Origin of the sequence: Streptomyces sp. SCPE 10 (genome assembly GCF_051980735.1) — a bacterium.
GTDB classification, from domain to species: domain Bacteria; phylum Actinomycetota; class Actinomycetes; order Streptomycetales; family Streptomycetaceae; genus Streptomyces; species Streptomyces misionensis.
The window spans coordinates 6128464-6145819 of sequence record NZ_CP197069.1; the positions used below are offsets into that span (position 1 = coordinate 6128464).

Sequence of the window (17356 nt, forward strand, 5' to 3'; positions counted from 1 at the left end):
GGGCGGACACATGGGCAAGGTCGGACGGGTCCTCGCGGTCCTGCTGCTGGCGCTGGTCCTGCCGGGCGCGCGGGCCACCGCGGGGGCCGTCCCCGCGGTGGATGCCGTGCGCAACGCTGCTCGCTGGACCGGGAGTTGGGAGACCGCGCCGTCGGGCACCGCCGCAGCGCTGCCCGGCGCGGCCGTCCGCAACGTCGTCCACCTCAGCGTCGGCGGCACCGCCGTGCGGGTGCGGCTGAGCAACCGGTTCGGCAGCGCGCCCCTGCGGCTCGGCGCGGTGACCGTCGCGCTGCGCCGCGCCGCCGGGCCGGACGCCGTGCCCGGTACCCTGCGCGCCGCGACGTTCCGGGGCGCCGCCACCGCCACCGTCCCGCCCGGCGGGGAGACCGTCAGCGACCCGGTGCGGCTGTCCGTGCCGGCCGCCGCCGACCTCCTCGTCACCGTGTACACCCCCGAGAACGACGGACGCGCCACCTACCACGCCACCGCCCTCCAGACCAGCTACGTGGCCGCCGACGGCGCGGGCCACGCCGCCGACGCGGACGGCTCCGCCTACCGGACCACCCTCACCTGCTGGTACTACGTCACCGGGGTCGACGTCCTCGGCCGTGCCACCGGCAGCGTCGTGGCCTTCGGCGACTCGCTCACCGACGGCACCGGGTCCACCCCCGACGCCAACCGCCGCTGGCCCGACCGGCTCGCCGCGCGCCTTTCCGGCATGGGCGTCCTCAACGCCGGGATCGGCGGCAACCGGCTGCTGCGCGACGGCGCCGGGACGAGCGCCCTCGGCCGCCTCGACGCCGACGCCCTGGACCGGACCGGCGCGCGGATCCTCGTCGTCTTCGAGGGCATCAACGACATCAAGGGCCTCCCCCCGGCCAACGACCCCGCCGCCTACGCCGACGCCTACCGCACCATCGTCGACCGCGCCCACGCGCACGGCATCCGGGTCGTCGGCGTCACCCTCACCCCGTTCAACGGGTTCGCCGCCTACACGGTCGCCCGCGAAGAGGTACGGCAGCGGGTCAACGCCTTCATCCGCACCGGCGGCGTCTTCGACGCGGTCGCCGACGCCGACGCCGCCGTACGCGACCGCGCCGACCCCACCCGCATCCGGCCCGCCTACGACCCGGGCGACCACCTGCACTTCAGCGACGCGGGCATGGCCGCGGTGGCCGAGACGGTCCGCCGCACGCTCGGCCCGCCCGGACCGACCGGCCACGCGTGAGCGGCAGCCCGGCGCCACCATCCCCGGCAGCCGCAGGGAACCGCGCCACCACCCCCGGCAGCCCCGGGGAACCGGGCGGCGAGCCGGAGCGACGACGGCCCGGCGGGGCGACGGCGCATCAGCCCGGCTCGCGTGCGACCCAGCCCCGCTCGTGGGCGTGCCAGCCCAGTTGCAGCCGGGTGGTCACCCCGGCGAGTTCCATCAGCCGCTTCACCCGGCGCTGCACCGTCCGCAGCCCCAGGTCCAGCTGCTTGGCCACGCTCGCGTCGGTCAGCCCGGCCAGCAGCAGCGACAGCACCTCCAGATCGGTGCCGTCCGGCCCGTCCGGCACCTCCTCGGCCGCCCCCTGCCTGTTCAGCCGCAACGGCAGCGCCTCGCGCCACACCGACTCGAACAGCCCCGCCAGCAGCTCCAGCAGCCCGCTGGCGTGCACCACCAGCGCGGCCGGCTCCGCGCTCCGCGAGGTCAGCGGCACCATCGCCAGCGAGCGGTCGGCGACGACCAGCTTCGTCGGCACCCGGTCCACCACCCGGACCCGCTCGCCCCGGCCGAGCGCGGCGGCCAGCCCGCCGAGCCCCTGCGGCGGATCCAGCACCGCCCGCTCCACCACCACCCGGTAGCGCACCCCGCGCCCGGCCGCCTGCTCCTCCGCCTCGTTCTCCGCCGCGGAGACCACCACGGGATTCCCGGTCACCAGCGCGCACACCTCCTCGGTGGCGCCCAACTGGAGCTGGAGGAACCGCTGGGCGACCGCCGAGGCGCCGGTCACCACCTCCACCAGGTCGTGCACCGCGGGCTCGTCCGCCGCCGCCCGGTACTCCCGCGCGAGCAGCGCCGCCGCCAGCTCCGCCTGCTCCAACTCGTGCCGCTGCCGGGTCAGCAGCGCGCCCAGGGCCACCGCGGGCGGCGCCGCCACCCAGCGGCCGGGGCGCGCCGAGGAACGGGCCGCGAGCCCCTGCCGCTCCAGCCGGCGCAGCGCGTGCTCGGTGTCCTGCTCCGCCAGCGTCAACCGCCGCGCCAGATCGGCCACCTCGGCCGCGCCCACCGCCACCAGTGCCCGGTACGCCGCCTCGTGTCTCTCGTCCAGCCCTATCGCCGCCAGCATCGCCCCGCGTCCCTCCCCTGAGTCCGAGCAGTCTGAGAACAAGCCGTCGCGCGGGCCCGCGGCTGGCGGAAACCGGCCACGACGCAAACCCGCCGCCGCCCATCATCGCGGTACCGCGAGTGCCTCTGCCAAGGTGGGCCTCACCGCGGCATTCGCGCCCGGACACCTGCCGGGCCGGGGCGCCCGTGCGTCCGGTCGCGCCGCCGCGGCCGGGGCGACCACGCCGCGATCCGGCCGGCGGACCGGTGGCCGACAAGGCCCGGTCCCCAGGACCGTGACCCGGGCCCGTGCGTGTCCGACACGTCCCAGGACGTGCCCAGGACGTGGAGGGGATACGGGGCCGGGTCACTTCGCACGTCGCCGGGCGGTCTCCCCGTGGGGGGTGGGACCGCCCGGCGGCCTTCCACCGCGCCCCCCGGTGCCCGTTGCCGTACGGCCGTACGATCTGTCCCCCGACACGCCGACCCGGGCGCCTGCCGGGCGACGGTTTTTCCCGATGCCCCGTTTTCCGGCGGCCCCCGTGGTGACAATCAGGGCATGAGCCAGCAGGGGGGAAGACCCGCCGTCCGTCCCGAGGACGACTGGTGGGGGGACCTGTACGACGACGCCACCGGCGACACCGGCCCCACGGCCGCGCCCGACTCCCTGGACGACCGCTTCACCTCGGTCAAGCGGACGGTCACCGGGACCCGGACCCCGCCGGACCCGCCCGCCCCCGAACCCGCCTCCCCCCTCGACTACGTGGGCTCCGGCCCGCCCACCTACGACCCCGAGCCCACCGCGCTGCCGGCCGCCGAGCCGGAGGCGCTGGAGGAGTCGGTGCCGGACACGGTGCTGGACGGGGCCCGGTACGGCGCGTGGACGCTGCGCTCCGTCTCGCTGCGCGGGGACTCGGCGCGCTACCGGGGCGAGCCGCGCCGGGACGCGCTGCTGACCGCCCGGTTCGGCACCGGCGGGCAGGCGCTGCTGCTCGTCGCGATGGCCACCGGCGCCCGGACCACGCCGGAGGCGCACCTGGCGGCGGCCGAGGCCTGCCGCTGGATCGGCCGGGCGGTGGGCCGCAGCCACCGGCGCCTGGCCGAGGACCTGCGGGCGGCCCGGCGCGCCGATCTGCGGGCCGGCCTGCACCGGCTGACGGACCGGGGCCTTCGCCGGCTTGGGTCGAGCGCGGCCGAACGGGGCCTGGACCCGCGGGAGTACACCGCGACCCTGCGCTGCCTGCTGCTGCCGGCCGACGCGGACTGCCGCACCCGGGTGTTCTTCGGCACCGGCGACGGCGGCCTGTTCCTGCTGCGCGACGGCGCCTTCCGGGACATCGAGCCGCGGGCCACGCCCGCCGGGCACGCGGAGCCGGCCGACGACGACCGGTTCACCCTCGACCTCGGCGTCCCGGCCGCCCGGCCCGCGCCGGACCCGGCGCCGTTCCGCTTCCAGGCCTCGCTAGCCCGCCCGGGTGATGTCCTGGTGATGTGTACGACGGGCCTGGCCGAGCCGTTGCGCGGGGAGCCCGCGCTCGGCGCTCACCTGGCCCGACGCTGGTCCGGCCGCCGCGCGCCCGGCCTCGCCGCGTTCCTCGCCGACACCCGGGTGCGGGTCAAGGGCTACGCCGACGACCGTACGGCGGCTGCCGTGTGGGAGGCGTGACGGCTGCTCGTATGCCTCCATGGAACCGGGGACCGACCGGGCCTTGGAAGGGGCAGACGAGAGATGGCCAAGCAGAACGTAGCCGAGCAGTTCGTCGACATCCTCGTCCGCGCCGGCGTGCGCCGCCTCTACGGCGTCGTCGGCGACAGCCTCAACCCGATCGTGGACGCCGTGCGCCGCCACGCCGGCATCGACTGGGTCCACGTCCGCCACGAGGAGACCGCCGCGTTCGCGGCCGGGGCCGAGGCCCAGATCACCGGGAAGCTGGCCGCCTGCGCGGGCTCCTGCGGCCCCGGCAACCTGCACCTCGTCAACGGCCTGTACGACGCCCACCGTTCGATGGCACCCGTGCTGGCCCTCGCCTCCCACATCCCCTCCAGCGAGATCGGCCTCGGGTACTTCCAGGAGACCCACCCGGACCGCCTCTTCCAGGAGTGCAGCCACTACAGCGAGCTGATCTCCAGCTCCAAGCAGATGCCCCGGCTGCTGCAGACCGCGATCCAGCACGCGGTCGGGCGGAGCGGGGTCAGCGTGGTCTCCCTGCCCGGCGACATCGCCGCCGAGCCCGCGCCGGAGGGGTCCGCGCAGAGCGCCCTGGTCACCTCACGGCCCACCGTCCGCCCCGGCGACGCCGAGATCGACGCCCTGGCGGACATGATCGACAAGGCCGGCAAGGTCACCCTCTTCTGCGGCAGCGGCACGGCGGGGGCGCACGCCGAGGTCATGGAGTTCGCCGGGAAGCTCAAGGCGCCGGTTGGCCACGCCCTGCGCGGCAAGGAGTTCATCCAGTACGACAACCCGTACGACGTCGGCATGAGCGGGCTGCTCGGCTACGGCGCGGCCTACGAGGCCACCCACGAGTGCGATCTGCTGATCCTGCTCGGCACCGACTTCCCGTACAACGCCTTCCTGCCCGACGACGTGCAGATCGCCCAGGTCGACGTACGGCCCGAGGTGCTCGGGCGGCGGTCCCGGCTCGACCTCGCCGTGTGGGGCGACGTACGCGAGACCCTGCGCTGTCTGATCCCCCGGGTCAGGGAGAAGACCAGCCGGCGCTTCCTCGACCGGATGCTGAAGAAGCACGCCGACGCGCTGGAGGGCGTGGTCAAGGCGTACACCAGGAAGGTCGACAAGCACGTTCCGATCCACCCCGAGTACGTGGCCGCGGTGCTCGACGAAGTCGCCGACGACGACGCCGTGTTCACCGTGGACACCGGGATGTGCAACGTGTGGGCGGCCCGCTACGTCTCGCCCAACGGCCGCCGCAGGATCATCGGTTCCTTCTCGCACGGCTCGATGGCGAACGCGCTGCCCATGGCGATCGGCGCGCAGTTCACCGACCGGCGCCGGCAGGTGGTGTCGATGTCCGGGGACGGCGGCTTCGCCATGCTGATGGGCGACTTCCTGACCCTCGTGCAGCACGACCTTCCGGTCAAGGTCGTCCTCTTCAACAACTCCTCGCTCGGCATGGTGGAGTTGGAGATGATGGTCTCCGGCCTGCCCTCGTACGGCACGGCCAACGCCAACCCCGACTTCGCCGCGGTGGCCCGGGCGTGCGGGGCGTACGGGGTGCGGGTGGAGAAGCCCAAGCAACTGGCCGGCGCGCTCAAGGACGCGTTCCGGCACAAGGGGCCGGCGCTGGTGGACATCGTCACCGACCCCAACGCGCTGTCCATCCCGCCGAAGATCAGCGCCGAGATGGTCACAGGGTTCGCGCTGTCCGCGTCCAAGATCGTGCTGGACGGCGGGGTCGGCCGCATGGTGCAGATGGCCCGCTCCAACCTGCGCAACGTGCCGCGACCCTGACACCACCCGGACCGGGGAGCGGATTTCGGCCAGTTTCACGGCCCGTGACGACATGCCGACCGCCTGTGCCGGACGCGGCTGCCCCGCCGTCACGGGGCGTCAGCGGCGCCAGGCGGCCCCCGCACGGGTGCTCCTCCGGCCACCGCGCGCACCCCGCGCCCCGGGCCGAAGGCACCGCCGGTGGCCGAACCGCCGGTCATCGCCCCACGCCCAGGACTGCCGGGGTGAGCGCTGGGCAAGCATCCCCCGTGAACGTGTTCGACCAGAAGGGGCAGGGTTCGAGCGGCGCGCGGGCGGGGGCCATGAACAGGCAGGCACGGGGAGGTCCCGCGACCACGGGCACCTCCTCACCGGAGCCGGAGGACGGAACGGGGGAAACCGTGGGGGAAGCGGCGGGACGCCTTGGGGACGCCGTGGGGGAACCGGCGGGGCGGTTGCCGGAGGCGGTGGAGGGGACGGCGGGACGACCGGCACAGCCGATGGGGGAGCAGACGGGGCGCTTGCCGGCAGCCGGGGACGGGACGACGGGACGTCCGCCCTTACCCGGGACGCCGGGACGATTGCCGCAGCCGGCCCGGGAGCCGGTGGGGCGGCTGCCGGAGTCCGAGGGCGAGCACCGGGCGCGTTTCGCGGGAGCCGTGGACGGCGGTTCGGGGCAGCTCGCCCAGGCATGGGGAGAAGGGCGCGGGCGCCTCGCCGACCGGGGCGGGGCCCGAGACGGTCTCGCCGCCGGGACCGGGAGCGCCGTGGGCGGTGCGCGGGAGGACACCGGCGACGCCGTGACGGCGGTCCCCGCCACCGACTCCGCGGGCCACCGCCCGCGCGCCGCGCGGCAGAGGCGGGGCCCGGCCGTGGACACCGCGCGGAAGAAGAGCGGTACGGCCGCGGACATCACGCGGGAGAGGGCCGCCGCGACCGCGGACGCCCGGGACGGCGGGCACGGCACCGGCGCGGCGTCCGGGCGGGAGACCGGCCACAGGGCCGGCGCCGGGCGGGAGGACGGCCGTCGCACCGGTGAGGGCACCGGGCGCGGAAGGGCGGGCGCCGGACGGGGCCTTCGGGCGGACGCCGGGCCGCAGTACCCGCAGCGCTTGTGGCGCAGGCTCGGACGGGCGGACCTGCGGGCCGTGCCGGAGGCGCGGCGGGAGCTGAGGGAGCTGTTGCGGGACTGGGGCAAGCCGGGGCAGTCGGAGATCGCCGAACTGCTCACCAGCGAACTGGTCACCAACGCGCTCGTGCACACCGACGACGACGCGGTGCTCACCGCCGTCGTGGCGCCCGGCGGACTCCGGGTGGAGGTACGGGACTTCGTGCCCCGAAGACCGGAGGTGCGCACCCGCCGGCCGGACGACGACACCCACGGCCGGGGCATGGTCCTGGTGGAGTCCCTCGCCGACGCCTGGGGCGTACGGCCGCACGGGGTCGGCAAGTCGGTGTGGTTCGAACTGGGCGCCGAAGCGGCCTGAGGCACCGCGGACATGGGTCGGGGGCGTGACCGCCGGTCACGCCCCCGACCCATGAGGAGCCGTGGCTCCCGGCCCGGCTAGCCGAACTGCTGCTCCAGGTCCTTGAGCTTGCGCTCCAGGGAGTCCAGTCGTGGCAGGGCCATTGTGTCGTCCTCCGCGGTGAGGTCGACGGTCACCGGCTCAGACCCTTTGCGAACCGGCTGAAGAGAGGGACGGGACGGTACCGGAAGCTGGTCCGTACCCGATATGGCAGGCTCCGCGGGCGCGGGCGCGGGGCCGCGCTCCACCGCCTGCACCTCCACCTGCCGGCCGCCGCCGGGGCGGCCCACCAGCCGCCCGTGGCCCCGGCTGATCGCCTTGAGCTGGGCGCGCTCCATCCGCTCCTGCTCGCGCCGCCGCTGCCGCGCCTGCTCCTTCTGCCGCTTGTCCTCGCGGACCTCCTCGACCGCCTCGTCGAGGCTGCGCACACCCTCCAGCAGCATCAGCGACCAGGCACGGTAGGTCTCGCGGGGCGCCCGCAGCCAGCGCACGATGCGGATCTGCGGCAGCGGACGCGGCACCAGACCCTGCTCGCGCAGCGCCGCACGGCGGGTCTGCTTCAGCGCGCGGTCGAACAGGACGGCCGCCGACAGGGACATACCGGAGAAGAACTGCGGGGCGCCCGCGTGCCCGGCGCCGCGCGGCGCGTGCACCCAGTTGAACCAGGCCGCGGCCGCCGCGAACAGCCACACCAGTATGCGCGAGCCGAGGGCCGCGTCACCGTGGCTGGCCTCGCGCACCGCGAGCACGGAGCAGAACATGGCCGCGCCGTCCAGGCCGAACGGCACCAGGTACTGCCAGCCGTCGCTCAGCCCGAGGTTCTGCTCGCCGAAGCCGACCAGGCCGTGGAAGGACAGGGCGGCCGCCACCGCCGCACAGCAGAACAGCAGCACGTAGGAGGCGGTGCCGTAGATGGCCTCCTTGCGCCTGCGGCGCTCCTCGCTGCGCTCCCAGGAGTCGTCCGCGTTCGCGTTCTCCGCGGAGGAGCGCTTGCCGCGCACGAGCACCGCCACCGCCGCCAGCATGCCCAGGAGCAGTACGGCGCCGGGAAGCAGCCAGTTCAGCGATATGTCGGTCAGTCTCATAGGGGTCCCTTGCATTGGGATAGGGCGTAACGCCCGCCATAGTGGCCCACTCCCGGCGGCCCTCAGGGGGTTTCGCGGCAAGAGGCCGCCAAGAAGGTGCGAGGGGATGCCCAGGGACGGCGTTCTGCTCGAACTACCGCGTGAGGGGCGGGAGTTGAGTTCGAATAAGACTACCCGTACGGATGGTTCCTCGGAAAGTTCCTGCGAGAGGTGAGGAAGTTGTGAATCACCTGTCCGTGCGGGGCGGTCCGATTCGCGTCGATCTTAATGGACGACCGGGCCCCTCCTGTCGTTGAGGGGCCGTCAGGCGGCCTCGGGTGCCCGGCTGTTGGTGTTTCCGATGGTGCGGCGGGCGGGCGACGGGGAAGATGTGGTGCTTCGGCCCGGTCCCCGCCCCGGCGAGCGGGCAATTTGGTGAGGTGAGCCTTTCCTTACCTTCTCTCGATCGAGTTTGACCTGCCGCTCGGTATGTCTAAGGTGCTTGACGAACAACCGACAAGCCACCGTTAATGACCCCAAGTACCGACAAGCCGCCAGGAGGACCCGGTGAAGCACGGCGTGCAGGGCTCCGCCGGGGCGCAGAGCGGTGCGCGGGTGCCGGCGCAACAGCGCCCGGCGCGCGCCGAGCGCCCGGCACACGAGCCGGACGCCGGTGCGCCGGGGGCCGTACCGGACGAGCTCACGTGGGGTGACCGGCCGGTCGCCGGGCCGTCGGCCGCGGCCGAGCGGCCCTCGGTGCGGCGGGCCTCGGTGCGCGGACAGATCCTGGAGGCGCTGCGCACGGCGCTGGTCACCGGGGAACTGCGGCCGGGCGAGGTGTACTCGGCGCCGGTGCTCGCGGAGCGCTTCGGCGTCTCGGCCACGCCCGTGCGGGAGGCCATGCAGCAGCTCGCCCTGGAGGGCGCCGTCGAGGTGGTGCCCAACCGCGGGTTCCGGGTGGTGGAGCGCGGGGCGCGCGAGCTGGCCGAGCTGGCGGAGGTACGGGAGCTGATCGAGGTCCCGGTGATGCTGCGGCTGGCCCGGACGGTGCCGGCGGAGCGGTGGGCGGCGCTGCGGCCGCTGGCGGAGGATTCGGTGCGGGCGGCGGCCTCCGGCTGCCCGGCCGCGTACGCGGAGTCCGACCGGGCCTTCCACCGGGCGATGCTGGGGCTGTCCGGCAACGAGGAGCTGTGCCGGATCGCGGACGACCTGCACCGGCGGGCGCAGTGGCCCCTCGTCGGCGGTGCCGTCCGCCACGCCCGCGCGGATCTGGCCGCCGACGCGGCCGAACACGTGATCCTGCTGGACGCGCTGGTCGCCGGGGACCTCGACGTGGTGCTGGGGCTGGTGACCGAGCACTTCGCGGGCGCGAACTGACCGCCTTCCCCGCGCCGGGCCGTGCGAGAACACCGGCCGGGCGCCTCCCCGTGGAGACGCCCGGCCGGTGGCACGCCCGCCCGCGACGGCGGGCCGCCGCTCAGGACCCGTCGGAACCGCCCTGTTCGTGCGCCGTCTTCGAGAAGCCGTCGTGCCACGCCGCCTTGGCCCCGGAGTCACCGATCCGGTAGACGTCCACCACCGCGCCCACCGCGACGACCACGGACAGCACGCCCACCACGACCCGCACCGGAAGCGCGGACCAGCGCCCGGCGCGCTCGGCGCCCGCCGTACGGCGCCCCGCCCACCACACGATGGCCGCGAGGACGAACAGGCCGAGGGCCCACGGCAGCAGCCCGTCGCCCAGTTCGGTGTGCCTGCGCACCAGCGGGTCGGAGTCGACGTGCCGCTCCAGCCACTCGCCCGCGTGGGTGGTCAGCGGCACGCTGACCAGCCCGACGAACGCCAGCGCGGGCAGCAGCACGCCCAGCCGGCGCGCGGCCCGCGGCCACAGCGCCGCGGCCATCAGGGCGAGGGCCGTCAGGGGTATCAGCACCACGACGACGTGCACGAGCAGGATGTGGGCCGGCAGGCCGTTGACGAGCGTCATCCGACGTTCTCCTGGAGTGGGGGCTCGGGGCGCGCCAGACTGGCACAGCCGTCTCTCAGTTCCCTCTGAGCACCCCGTCCCCGCGGGTACCCGCGCTCACGCGGTCGCGGTTCCGGCCGTCGGCGGGGCCAGCTGGGCCGCCAGCCAGGTCGGTACGCCGCCCAGGAGGCGGAACAGGCGGCGGGCCTCCTCCCGCAGCCGGGACGCGGCCGGTTCCTCCTCGGTGTCGGCCAGCGACACCAGGGCCGGTGCCGTGCCCACCAGGTAGCCCAGCTCCTCCCGGATCCGCAGGGACTCGGCGAAGCCGTGCCGGGCCTCCGCCAACTCCCCGTCGCGCAGGGCGAGTCCGGCGAGATGGCGCCAGGTGAAGGACAGCAGCAGCGGGTCCGCGTGCGCGGTGGCGCCCGCGTGCGCCCGGCGGTAGGCGGCCCGCGCCGCCTGCGGCGAACGGGACAGGTTCTCCGCGAGCAGCCCCCGGCGGAAGTCCAGCAGCGCCCGGCCCGCCGCCCCCGGCGGGATCAGCGCCGCCGCCCGCCCCAGCGCCGCCCGCGCCTCGTCCACCCGGTCCCGCACGCCGTGCAGGGTCGCCGCGTAGGCGAGCTGGCCGCGTTCGCAGGCGGCCGCGCCCCGCTCCTCGTCGGTGTGCGCGAGCGCCTCCGCCGTGCGCAGCGCGTCCTCCGCGTCCGCCCAGCCGCGCTCGGTGTACAGACAGCGTTCGACCAGCAGCATGGCCCGTTGCAGCGCGGCCCCCGGGCTGTCGGGTGGCAGCAGGGCCGCGGCGTCGGCCCAGCAGGCCCGCGAGCGCAGCCTCCATACCGCGGTCTGGAGAGGATCGTCACCGGCGGTCGTTCCGTTCCCAGACATGGCGGTATGCGCCACGTTGACCTCCCCTAGCACGCCATCGAGCCCATGAGTGGTGGCCGCATTCCAGCACCGATCGAGTGGCCGGGCCAAGAGGGTGGGTGAAACTTTTCACAAAGTGGCGGGGAGCCGACGTGCCGCGCTTCGTCCGCTTCGCCCGTTCGGCTCAGCTCATCCGCAGGGCCAGGAAGAAGTCGAGCTTGTCCTCCAGCCGGGACAGATCGCGTCCCGTCAACTGCTCGATCCGGCCGACCCGGTAACGCAGCGTGTTGACGTGCAGGTGCAGCCGGGTGGCGCAGCGCGTCCAGGAGCCGTCGCAGTCCAGGAACGCCTCCAGGGTCGGGATCAGCTCCGCCCGGTGCCGGCGGTCGTAGTCCTTCAGCGGGTCCAGCAGCCGGGCCGTGAAGGCGCGGCGCACGTCGTCCGGGACGAAGGGGAGCAGCAGGACGTGGCTGGCCAGCTCCTGGTGGCCGGCCGCGCAGACCCGTCCGGGCCGGGCCGCCGCCACCCGGCGGGCGTGCCGGGCCTCCTCCAGGGCGCCGCGCAGGCCCTCCGCCGAGTGCACGGCCGCGCTGACGCCGAGGGTGAGCCGCCCGTCGTCGTCCAGGCCCGCCGCCAGCGGCTCGCGCACCGCCCGCAGCAGGGCGTCGGCGAGCAGACCGGTCTCCGCGCCCTCGCGGTCGGCCGCGACGGCCGGCACGGCGGGCAGCGGCACCAGGGCGACCGCCTCGTCGCCGGTGTGCGCCACGGCGATGCGGTCGGACGGCTCGGGGCCGGTCGCCAGCGGGTCGACCAGCACCTCCTCCAGCAGGGACTGGGCCACCGGACCGCCCTCGATCCCCTCGCCCTCCCACTCCACCCGGGCCACCACGACCTGCCAGTGCGGGGCCGCCCCGAGCCCGGGCAGCAGCACCGGCGCGGCCACCCGCAGCCGGGCGGCGATCTCGGCGGGCGCGGCGCCCGTCTGCACCAGTTCCAGGACCTCCTGGGCGAGCCGGCGCCGCACCGTGCGGGCCGCCTCCCGGCGGTCGCGCTCGACCGCTATCAGCTGGGTGACGCCCTGGAGCAGGTCCATGCGCTGCTCGGGCCAGTCGCCCGCGTCCGCCTCCACGGCCAGCAGCCAGTCCGACAGCACCGTCTCGCGCACATCGCGCGCGGCGTGCGGGGCGCGCCCCGAGGAGCGCACCGGGAAGAGCGAGTAGGTCGTGCCGCCCAGCGGCACCCGGTGCGGGCCGCGCCTGCCGCTGCGGGCGGCGGCCAGGTGCTCGGCGGCCAGCCGGGCGCAGGTCTCGGCGGGCAGGGCCGGGCCCGCCACCTTGGAACCCGCGATCAGCCGGCCGGTGGGCGAGAGCACCCAGGCGCGCATGTCCAAATCCGAGCCGAGCAGGTCGAGCACCACGTCCGGGCCGCCGCCCGCCGGGCCCGAGGTCATCATCCGGCGGTGCCGGTCCACGACGGCGGCCAGGTCCCCGGCGCGTTCGCCGGAGACCTGGCGCACGACATGCTCGGTGACCGTGGCGAACGAGACCGACTCGTCCACCGCGAACAGCGGCAGCCGGTGCTTGGCACAGGCCGCCACCAGGTCCTCCGGCACCCCGCCCAGCTCGGCGGTGCCGGACGCGAGGGCCGCCACCCCGGCCTGCACCAGGATCCGCACGAACGGCTCGGAATCCGCCGCGTCCCGGCGCCAGGCCAGGCCGGTCAGCACCAGCTCGCCGCCGGAGAGGTAGCGGCTGGGGTCGCGCAGGTCGGTCGTCATCACACCGCGCACCGAGCGGTCCAGCTCGTCCTCGCCGCCGAGCAGCAGCAGGCCCAGCGCATCGGTGTCCAGCAGTGCGCGCAGCCGCATCTCGTCGCCGCCGTTTCTGTGTCTCGAAATCTACGATGGATCTTGGGAGGGTGAAGGGGGAGCGACCGGCGCGGCGCCCCGGGGCCCGCTCGGGATCTCCGCCGCCGCTCCCGTCCGGCGGGAAGCCGCTTCCCGTGTGTCCCGGGAGAAACGGAGAGGTTTCCGATGTCCTCCGTTCATACGAATCTACAAGATGCTCCGCCTGGCCAGCGAACTCCTTCATGGTTTCGGTGACTGACCCCGCCGGAGTACGCGGCGGTGTACTGGCTCCACTCCGCGTCAACAGGACAGGAACGAGCCGCGCCCGCCGCACACGGATTGGCTCACCTCGCACAACCCACGAGACGAAGAAGAGAGCCGGTCATGGACTTCCTTCGCCCCGCCAGCTGGGAGGAGGCGCTCGCCGCGAAGGCCGAGCATCCCACCGCTGTGCCGATTGCGGGTGGCACCGATGTGATGGTCGAGATCAACTTCGACCACCGCAGGCCCGAGTACCTGCTGGACCTCAACCGCGTCGGCGAACTGTACGAATGGCAGGTCGGCGAGGACACCGTACGGCTGGGCGCCTCCGTGCCGTACACCGCGATCATGGAGCAGCTCCGTGCCGAGCTGCCGGGCCTCGCGCTCGCCGCGCACACGGTCGCCTCCCCGCAGATCCGCAACCGCGGCGGCGTCGGCGGCAACCTCGGCACGGCCTCGCCCGCCGGCGACGCCCACCCCGCGCTCCTCGCGGCCGGCGCCGAGGTGGAGGTGGCGTCGGCCGCGCGCGGCACCCGCATGATCCCGATCGACGACTTCTACACCGGCGTCAAGCGCAACGCGCTCCAGCCCGACGAGCTGATCCGCGCCGTGCACATCGCCAAGGCCGACGGGCCGCAGCAGTACTCCAAGGTCGGCACCCGCAACGCCATGGTCATCGCCGTGTGCGCCTTCGGTCTCGCCCTGCACCCGGCCACCCGCACCGTGCGCACCGGCATCGGCTCCGCCGCGCCCACGCCGGTGCGCGCCACGGCCGCGGAGGAGTTCCTCAACGCGGCCCTGGAGGAAGGCGGCTTCTGGGACAACGGGAAGGTCGTCACCCCGTCGGCCGTCAAGCGGTTCGCCGACCTGTGCGCAGCCGCCTGCAACCCGATCGACGACGTCCGCGGCACCGCGAGCTACCGCCGACACGCGATCGGCGTGCTGGCCCGCCGGACGCTGACCTGGACCTGGGAGTCGTACCGCGGCGCCCGCCGCACCACCGAGGGAGCTGCGTGATGCGCGTCAACTTCACCGTCAACGGACGCCCCCAGCAGGCCGACGACGTCTGGGAGGGCGAGTCCCTGCTCTACGTGCTGCGCGAGCGGCTCGGCCTGCCCGGCTCCAAGAACGCCTGCGAGCAGGGCGAGTGCGGCTCCTGCACGGTCCGGCTCGACGGCGTGCCGGTCTGTTCCTGTCTGGTCGCGGCCGGACAGGCCGAGGGCCGGGACGTGGTGACCGTCGAGGGGCTGGCCGACTACGCCAGGCAGCGCTCCCACGGCGAGAGCGAGGGCACCTCCCTGGACGCAGCCAAGGGCTGGCGGGCCGCGGGCGGCACCGACTCGCAGACCGGCGAGGGCACCGAACTCGCCCCGATCCAGCAGGCGTTCATCGACGCGGGCGCCGTCCAGTGCGGGTTCTGCACCCCTGGTCTGCTCGTCGCCTCCGACGAACTGCTGGAGCGCAACCCCAACCCGTCCGACGCCGACATCCGCGAGGCGCTGTCGGGCAACCTGTGCCGCTGCACGGGCTACGAGAAGATCATGGACGCGGTCCGCCTCGCGGCCGCCCGCCAGTCCGAGGGGGTCTGACCATGCCCGCCAACGGCGCACCCACGAAGATCACACAGGGCTCCCACACCAAGGGCGGCATCGGCGAGTCGACCCTGCGGCCGGACGGCACCCTCAAGGTCACCGGCGAGTTCGCCTACTCGTCCGACATGTGGCACGAGGACATGCTCTGGGGCCAGATCCTGCGCTCCACCGTCGCGCACGCCGAGATCGTCTCCATCGACACCTCCGAGGCCCTGGCCCTGCCGGGCGTGTACGCCGTGATGACGTACGACGACCTGCCCACCGAGGTGAAGCACTACGGCCTGGAGATCCGGGACACCCCGGTGCTCGCCCACGGCAAGGTGCGCCACCACGGCGAGCCGGTCGCCATCGTCGCCGCCGACCACCCGGAGACCGCCCGCCGCGCCGCCGCCAAGATCAAGGTCGACTACCGCGAACTCCCGGTGATCACCGACGAGAAGACGGCCCTCGCGCCGGACGCGGTACTCGTCCACGAACACCGCGACGACCACCACATCGGGCACGTCCCGCACCCCAACATCGTGCACCGCCAGCCGATCGTCCGGGGCGACGCGGCCGCGGCCGCCGCCCGCGCCGACGTGATCGTGCGGGGCGAGTACACCTTCGGCATGCAGGACCAGGCCTTCCTCGGCCCCGAGTCCGGTCTCGCCGTGCCCGAGGAGGACGGCGGCGTCCACCTCTACATCGCCACCCAGTGGCTCCACTCCGACCTGCGCCAGATCGCGCCCGTGCTCGGCCTGCCCGAGAAGAAGGTGCGGATGACCCTGGCTGGCGTCGGCGGCGCGTTCGGCGGCCGCGAGGACCTGTCCATGCAGATCCACGCCTGTCTGCTCGCGCTGCGCACCGGCAAGCCCGTGAAGATCGTCTACAACCGGTTCGAGTCCTTCTTCGGGCACGTCCACCGCCACCCGGCCAAGCTGTACTACGAGCACGGGGCCACCCGCGACGGCAAGCTCACCCACGTCAAGTGCCGGATCGTGCTGGACGGCGGCGCCTACGCCTCCGCCTCCCCGGCGGTCGTCGGCAACGCCTCCTCGCTCGGCGTCGGACCGTACGTCGTGGACGACGTCGACATCGAGGCCATCGCCCTGTACACCAACAACCCGCCCTGCGGCGCCATGCGCGGCTTCGGCGCGGTCCAGGCGTGCTTCGCCTACGAGGCGCAGATGGACAAGCTGGCGCACCGACTCGGCCTGGACCCCGTGGAGTTCCGGCAGCGCAACGCCATGGAACAGGGCACCCTCATGCCCACCGGACAGCCCGTCGACTCCCCGGCCCCGGTCGCCGAACTGCTGCGCCGGGTCAAGGCGATGCCGCTGCCGCCCGAGCGCCAGTGGGAGTCCAGCGAGGGCGCCGACGTACGGCAGCTGCCCGGCGGACTGTCCAACACCACGCACGGCGAGGGCGTCGTCCGCGGCATCGGCTACGCCGTCGGCATCAAGAACGTCGGTTTCTCCGAGGGGTTCGACGACTACTCCACCGCGAAGGTGCGCATGGAGGTGATCGCGGGCGAGCCGGTCGCCACCGTGCACACCGCGATGGCGGAGGTCGGCCAGGGCGGGGTCACCGTGCACGCCCAGATCGCCCGCAGCGAACTCGGCGTCTCCCGGGTGACCATCCATCCCGCCGACACCCAGGTGGGCTCGGCGGGCTCCACCTCCGCCTCCCGCCAGACGTACGTCACCGGCGGCGCCGTCAAGAACGCCTGCGAACTCGTCCGCGAACGGGTCCTGGAGATCGGCCGGCGCAAGTTCGGCTCCTACCATCCGGCCTGGGCCACCGCGGAGTTGCTGCTGGAGGGCGGCAAGGTCGTCACCGACGGCGGCGAGGCGCTCGCCGACCTGGTCGACGTCCTGGAGGGCGAGGCCGTGGAGGTCGAGGAGGAGTGGCGGCACCGGCCGACCGAGCCGTTCGACCTGCGCACCGGGCAGGGCAACGGACACGTCCAGTACTCCTTCGCCGCGCACCGCGCCGTGGTCGAGGTGGACACCGAGCTGGGCCTCGTCAAGGTCGTCGAGCTGGCCTGCGCCCAGGACGTCGGCAAGGCGCTCAACCCGCTGTCCGTCATCGGCCAGATCCAGGGCGGCACCACGCAGGGCCTGGGCGTCGCGGTGATGGAGGAGATCATCGTGGACCCGAAGACCGCGAAGGTGCGCAACCCCTCCTTCACGGACTACCTGATCCCGACCATCCTCGACACCCCGACCATCCCGGTCGACGTCCTCGAACTCGCCGACGAGCACGCCCCCTACGGCCTGCGCGGCATCGGCGAGGCCCCGACGCTGTCCTCGACCCCGGCCGTGCTGGCCGCGATCCGCGATGCGACCGGCCTGGAACTGAACCGCACGCCGGTGCGCCCGGAACACCTCACGGGCACCGCGTAACCCACCCGCCGCCGCGGGCACCCCGATGCCGGGTGCCCGCCCGCGGCACCCCGGCGCCGGGACCGCTCGTCCCCGGCCCACCCCCACACGT

At 74.4% G+C, this 17356-nt stretch carries 13 protein-coding genes; 8 read left to right on the forward strand and 5 right to left on the reverse strand.

Annotated elements, in window-relative coordinates; translation table 11 throughout:
• The first annotated feature begins 10 nt into the window (after positions 1–10).
• On the forward strand, positions 11–1228 hold the full coding sequence (locus tag ACSP97_RS28125; protein WP_355148224.1) for a GDSL-type esterase/lipase family protein: 1218 nt from the start codon (positions 11–13) through the stop codon (positions 1226–1228).
• A gap of 118 nt (positions 1229–1346) precedes the next feature.
• Here ACSP97_RS28125 and ACSP97_RS28130 read toward each other — a convergent pair whose 3' ends face one another.
• Positions 1347–2333, reverse strand: coding sequence for a helix-turn-helix domain-containing protein (locus ACSP97_RS28130; protein ID WP_355148222.1), 987 nt, complete (start codon positions 2331–2333; stop codon positions 1347–1349).
• 537 nt (positions 2334–2870) lie between these two features.
• Here ACSP97_RS28130 and ACSP97_RS28135 point away from each other — a divergent pair.
• The 3 genes from ACSP97_RS28135 to ACSP97_RS28145 all read left to right on the forward strand — a co-directional run bounded on the left by ACSP97_RS28135 (position 2871) and on the right by ACSP97_RS28145 (position 7249).
• Positions 2871–3977, forward strand: a complete 1107-nt coding sequence (locus ACSP97_RS28135) for a protein phosphatase 2C domain-containing protein (RefSeq protein WP_355532258.1) — start codon at positions 2871–2873, stop codon at positions 3975–3977.
• 63 nt (positions 3978–4040) lie between these two features.
• Positions 4041–5783: a pyruvate dehydrogenase gene (locus tag ACSP97_RS28140; RefSeq protein ID WP_355148218.1), complete on the forward strand. Its 1743-nt coding sequence runs from the start codon at positions 4041–4043 to the stop codon at positions 5781–5783.
• A gap of 1091 nt (positions 5784–6874) precedes the next feature.
• Positions 6875–7249 carry an ATP-binding protein gene (locus ACSP97_RS28145; RefSeq protein ID WP_355148658.1) on the forward strand — a complete coding sequence of 125 codons (375 nt, stop codon included), beginning with the start codon at positions 6875–6877 and terminating at the stop codon, positions 7247–7249.
• 77 nt (positions 7250–7326) lie between these two features.
• On the opposite strand, the gene ACSP97_RS28150 is transcribed toward ACSP97_RS28145, so the two are convergent.
• Positions 7327–8373, reverse strand: coding sequence for a DUF2637 domain-containing protein (locus ACSP97_RS28150; protein ID WP_355154073.1), 1047 nt, complete (start codon positions 8371–8373; stop codon positions 7327–7329).
• A 546-nt stretch (positions 8374–8919) separates the two neighbouring features.
• Here ACSP97_RS28150 and ACSP97_RS28155 point away from each other — a divergent pair.
• Positions 8920–9729 (forward strand): GntR family transcriptional regulator, encoded by an 810-nt coding sequence (locus tag ACSP97_RS28155; protein WP_440554857.1) that lies wholly within the window; start codon positions 8920–8922, stop codon positions 9727–9729.
• A gap of 100 nt (positions 9730–9829) precedes the next feature.
• On the opposite strand, the gene ACSP97_RS28160 is transcribed toward ACSP97_RS28155, so the two are convergent.
• The 3 genes from ACSP97_RS28160 to ACSP97_RS28170 form a co-directional block, all read right to left on the reverse strand.
• Positions 9830–10339, reverse strand: a complete 510-nt coding sequence (locus ACSP97_RS28160) for a DUF2231 domain-containing protein (RefSeq protein WP_440554859.1) — start codon at positions 10337–10339, stop codon at positions 9830–9832.
• A gap of 96 nt (positions 10340–10435) precedes the next feature.
• Positions 10436–11203, reverse strand: a complete 768-nt coding sequence (locus tag ACSP97_RS28165) for a hypothetical protein (protein WP_355154067.1) — start codon at positions 11201–11203, stop codon at positions 10436–10438.
• 163 nt (positions 11204–11366) lie between these two features.
• The gene (locus tag ACSP97_RS28170) at positions 11367–13049 is read right to left on the reverse strand and encodes a PucR family transcriptional regulator (RefSeq protein ID WP_355154065.1); all 1683 of its coding nucleotides are present in this window, start codon (positions 13047–13049) and stop codon (positions 11367–11369) included.
• A gap of 363 nt (positions 13050–13412) precedes the next feature.
• Between ACSP97_RS28170 and ACSP97_RS28175 the strand changes: the two genes are divergently transcribed.
• Genes ACSP97_RS28175 through ACSP97_RS28185 form a run of 3 tightly spaced genes read left to right on the forward strand, consistent with a single transcriptional unit; the run spans position 13413 to position 17265 of the window.
• A complete protein-coding gene (locus tag ACSP97_RS28175; protein WP_440554862.1) occupies positions 13413–14306 on the forward strand; it encodes an FAD binding domain-containing protein in 894 nt (297 codons plus the stop codon).
• The gene (locus ACSP97_RS28180; protein ID WP_440554864.1) at positions 14306–14878 is read left to right on the forward strand and encodes a (2Fe-2S)-binding protein; all 573 of its coding nucleotides are present in this window, start codon (positions 14306–14308) and stop codon (positions 14876–14878) included. Before ACSP97_RS28175 ends, ACSP97_RS28180 begins: the two co-directional genes overlap by 1 nt.
• Before the next feature lie 2 nt (positions 14879–14880).
• Positions 14881–17265, forward strand: a complete 2385-nt coding sequence (locus ACSP97_RS28185) for a xanthine dehydrogenase family protein molybdopterin-binding subunit (protein ID WP_355322502.1) — start codon at positions 14881–14883, stop codon at positions 17263–17265.
• The last annotated feature ends 91 nt before the right edge of the window (positions 17266–17356 follow it).

Bases quoted from the DNA above. Each gene is read 5' to 3' on its own strand.
- ACSP97_RS28125 (WP_355148224.1), top strand. From the start codon at position 11: ATGGGCAAGGTCGGACGGGTCCTCGCGGTCCTGCTGCTGGCGCTGGTC.
- ACSP97_RS28165 (WP_355154067.1), bottom strand. From the start codon at position 11,203: ATGTCTGGGAACGGAACGACCGCCGGTGACGATCCTCTCCAGACCGCG.
- ACSP97_RS28160 (WP_440554859.1), bottom strand. From the start codon at position 10,339: ATGACGCTCGTCAACGGCCTGCCGGCCCACATCCTGCTCGTGCACGTC.
- ACSP97_RS28135 (WP_355532258.1), top strand. From the start codon at position 2,871: ATGAGCCAGCAGGGGGGAAGACCCGCCGTCCGTCCCGAGGACGACTGG.
- ACSP97_RS28170 (WP_355154065.1), bottom strand. From the start codon at position 13,049: ATGCGGCTGCGCGCACTGCTGGACACCGATGCGCTGGGCCTGCTGCTG.
- ACSP97_RS28185 (WP_355322502.1), top strand. From the start codon at position 14,881: ATGCCCGCCAACGGCGCACCCACGAAGATCACACAGGGCTCCCACACC.
- ACSP97_RS28140 (WP_355148218.1), top strand. From the start codon at position 4,041: ATGGCCAAGCAGAACGTAGCCGAGCAGTTCGTCGACATCCTCGTCCGC.
- ACSP97_RS28175 (WP_440554862.1), top strand. From the start codon at position 13,413: ATGGACTTCCTTCGCCCCGCCAGCTGGGAGGAGGCGCTCGCCGCGAAG.
- ACSP97_RS28130 (WP_355148222.1), bottom strand. From the start codon at position 2,333: ATGCTGGCGGCGATAGGGCTGGACGAGAGACACGAGGCGGCGTACCGG.
- ACSP97_RS28180 (WP_440554864.1), top strand. From the start codon at position 14,306: ATGCGCGTCAACTTCACCGTCAACGGACGCCCCCAGCAGGCCGACGAC.
- ACSP97_RS28150 (WP_355154073.1), bottom strand. From the start codon at position 8,373: ATGAGACTGACCGACATATCGCTGAACTGGCTGCTTCCCGGCGCCGTA.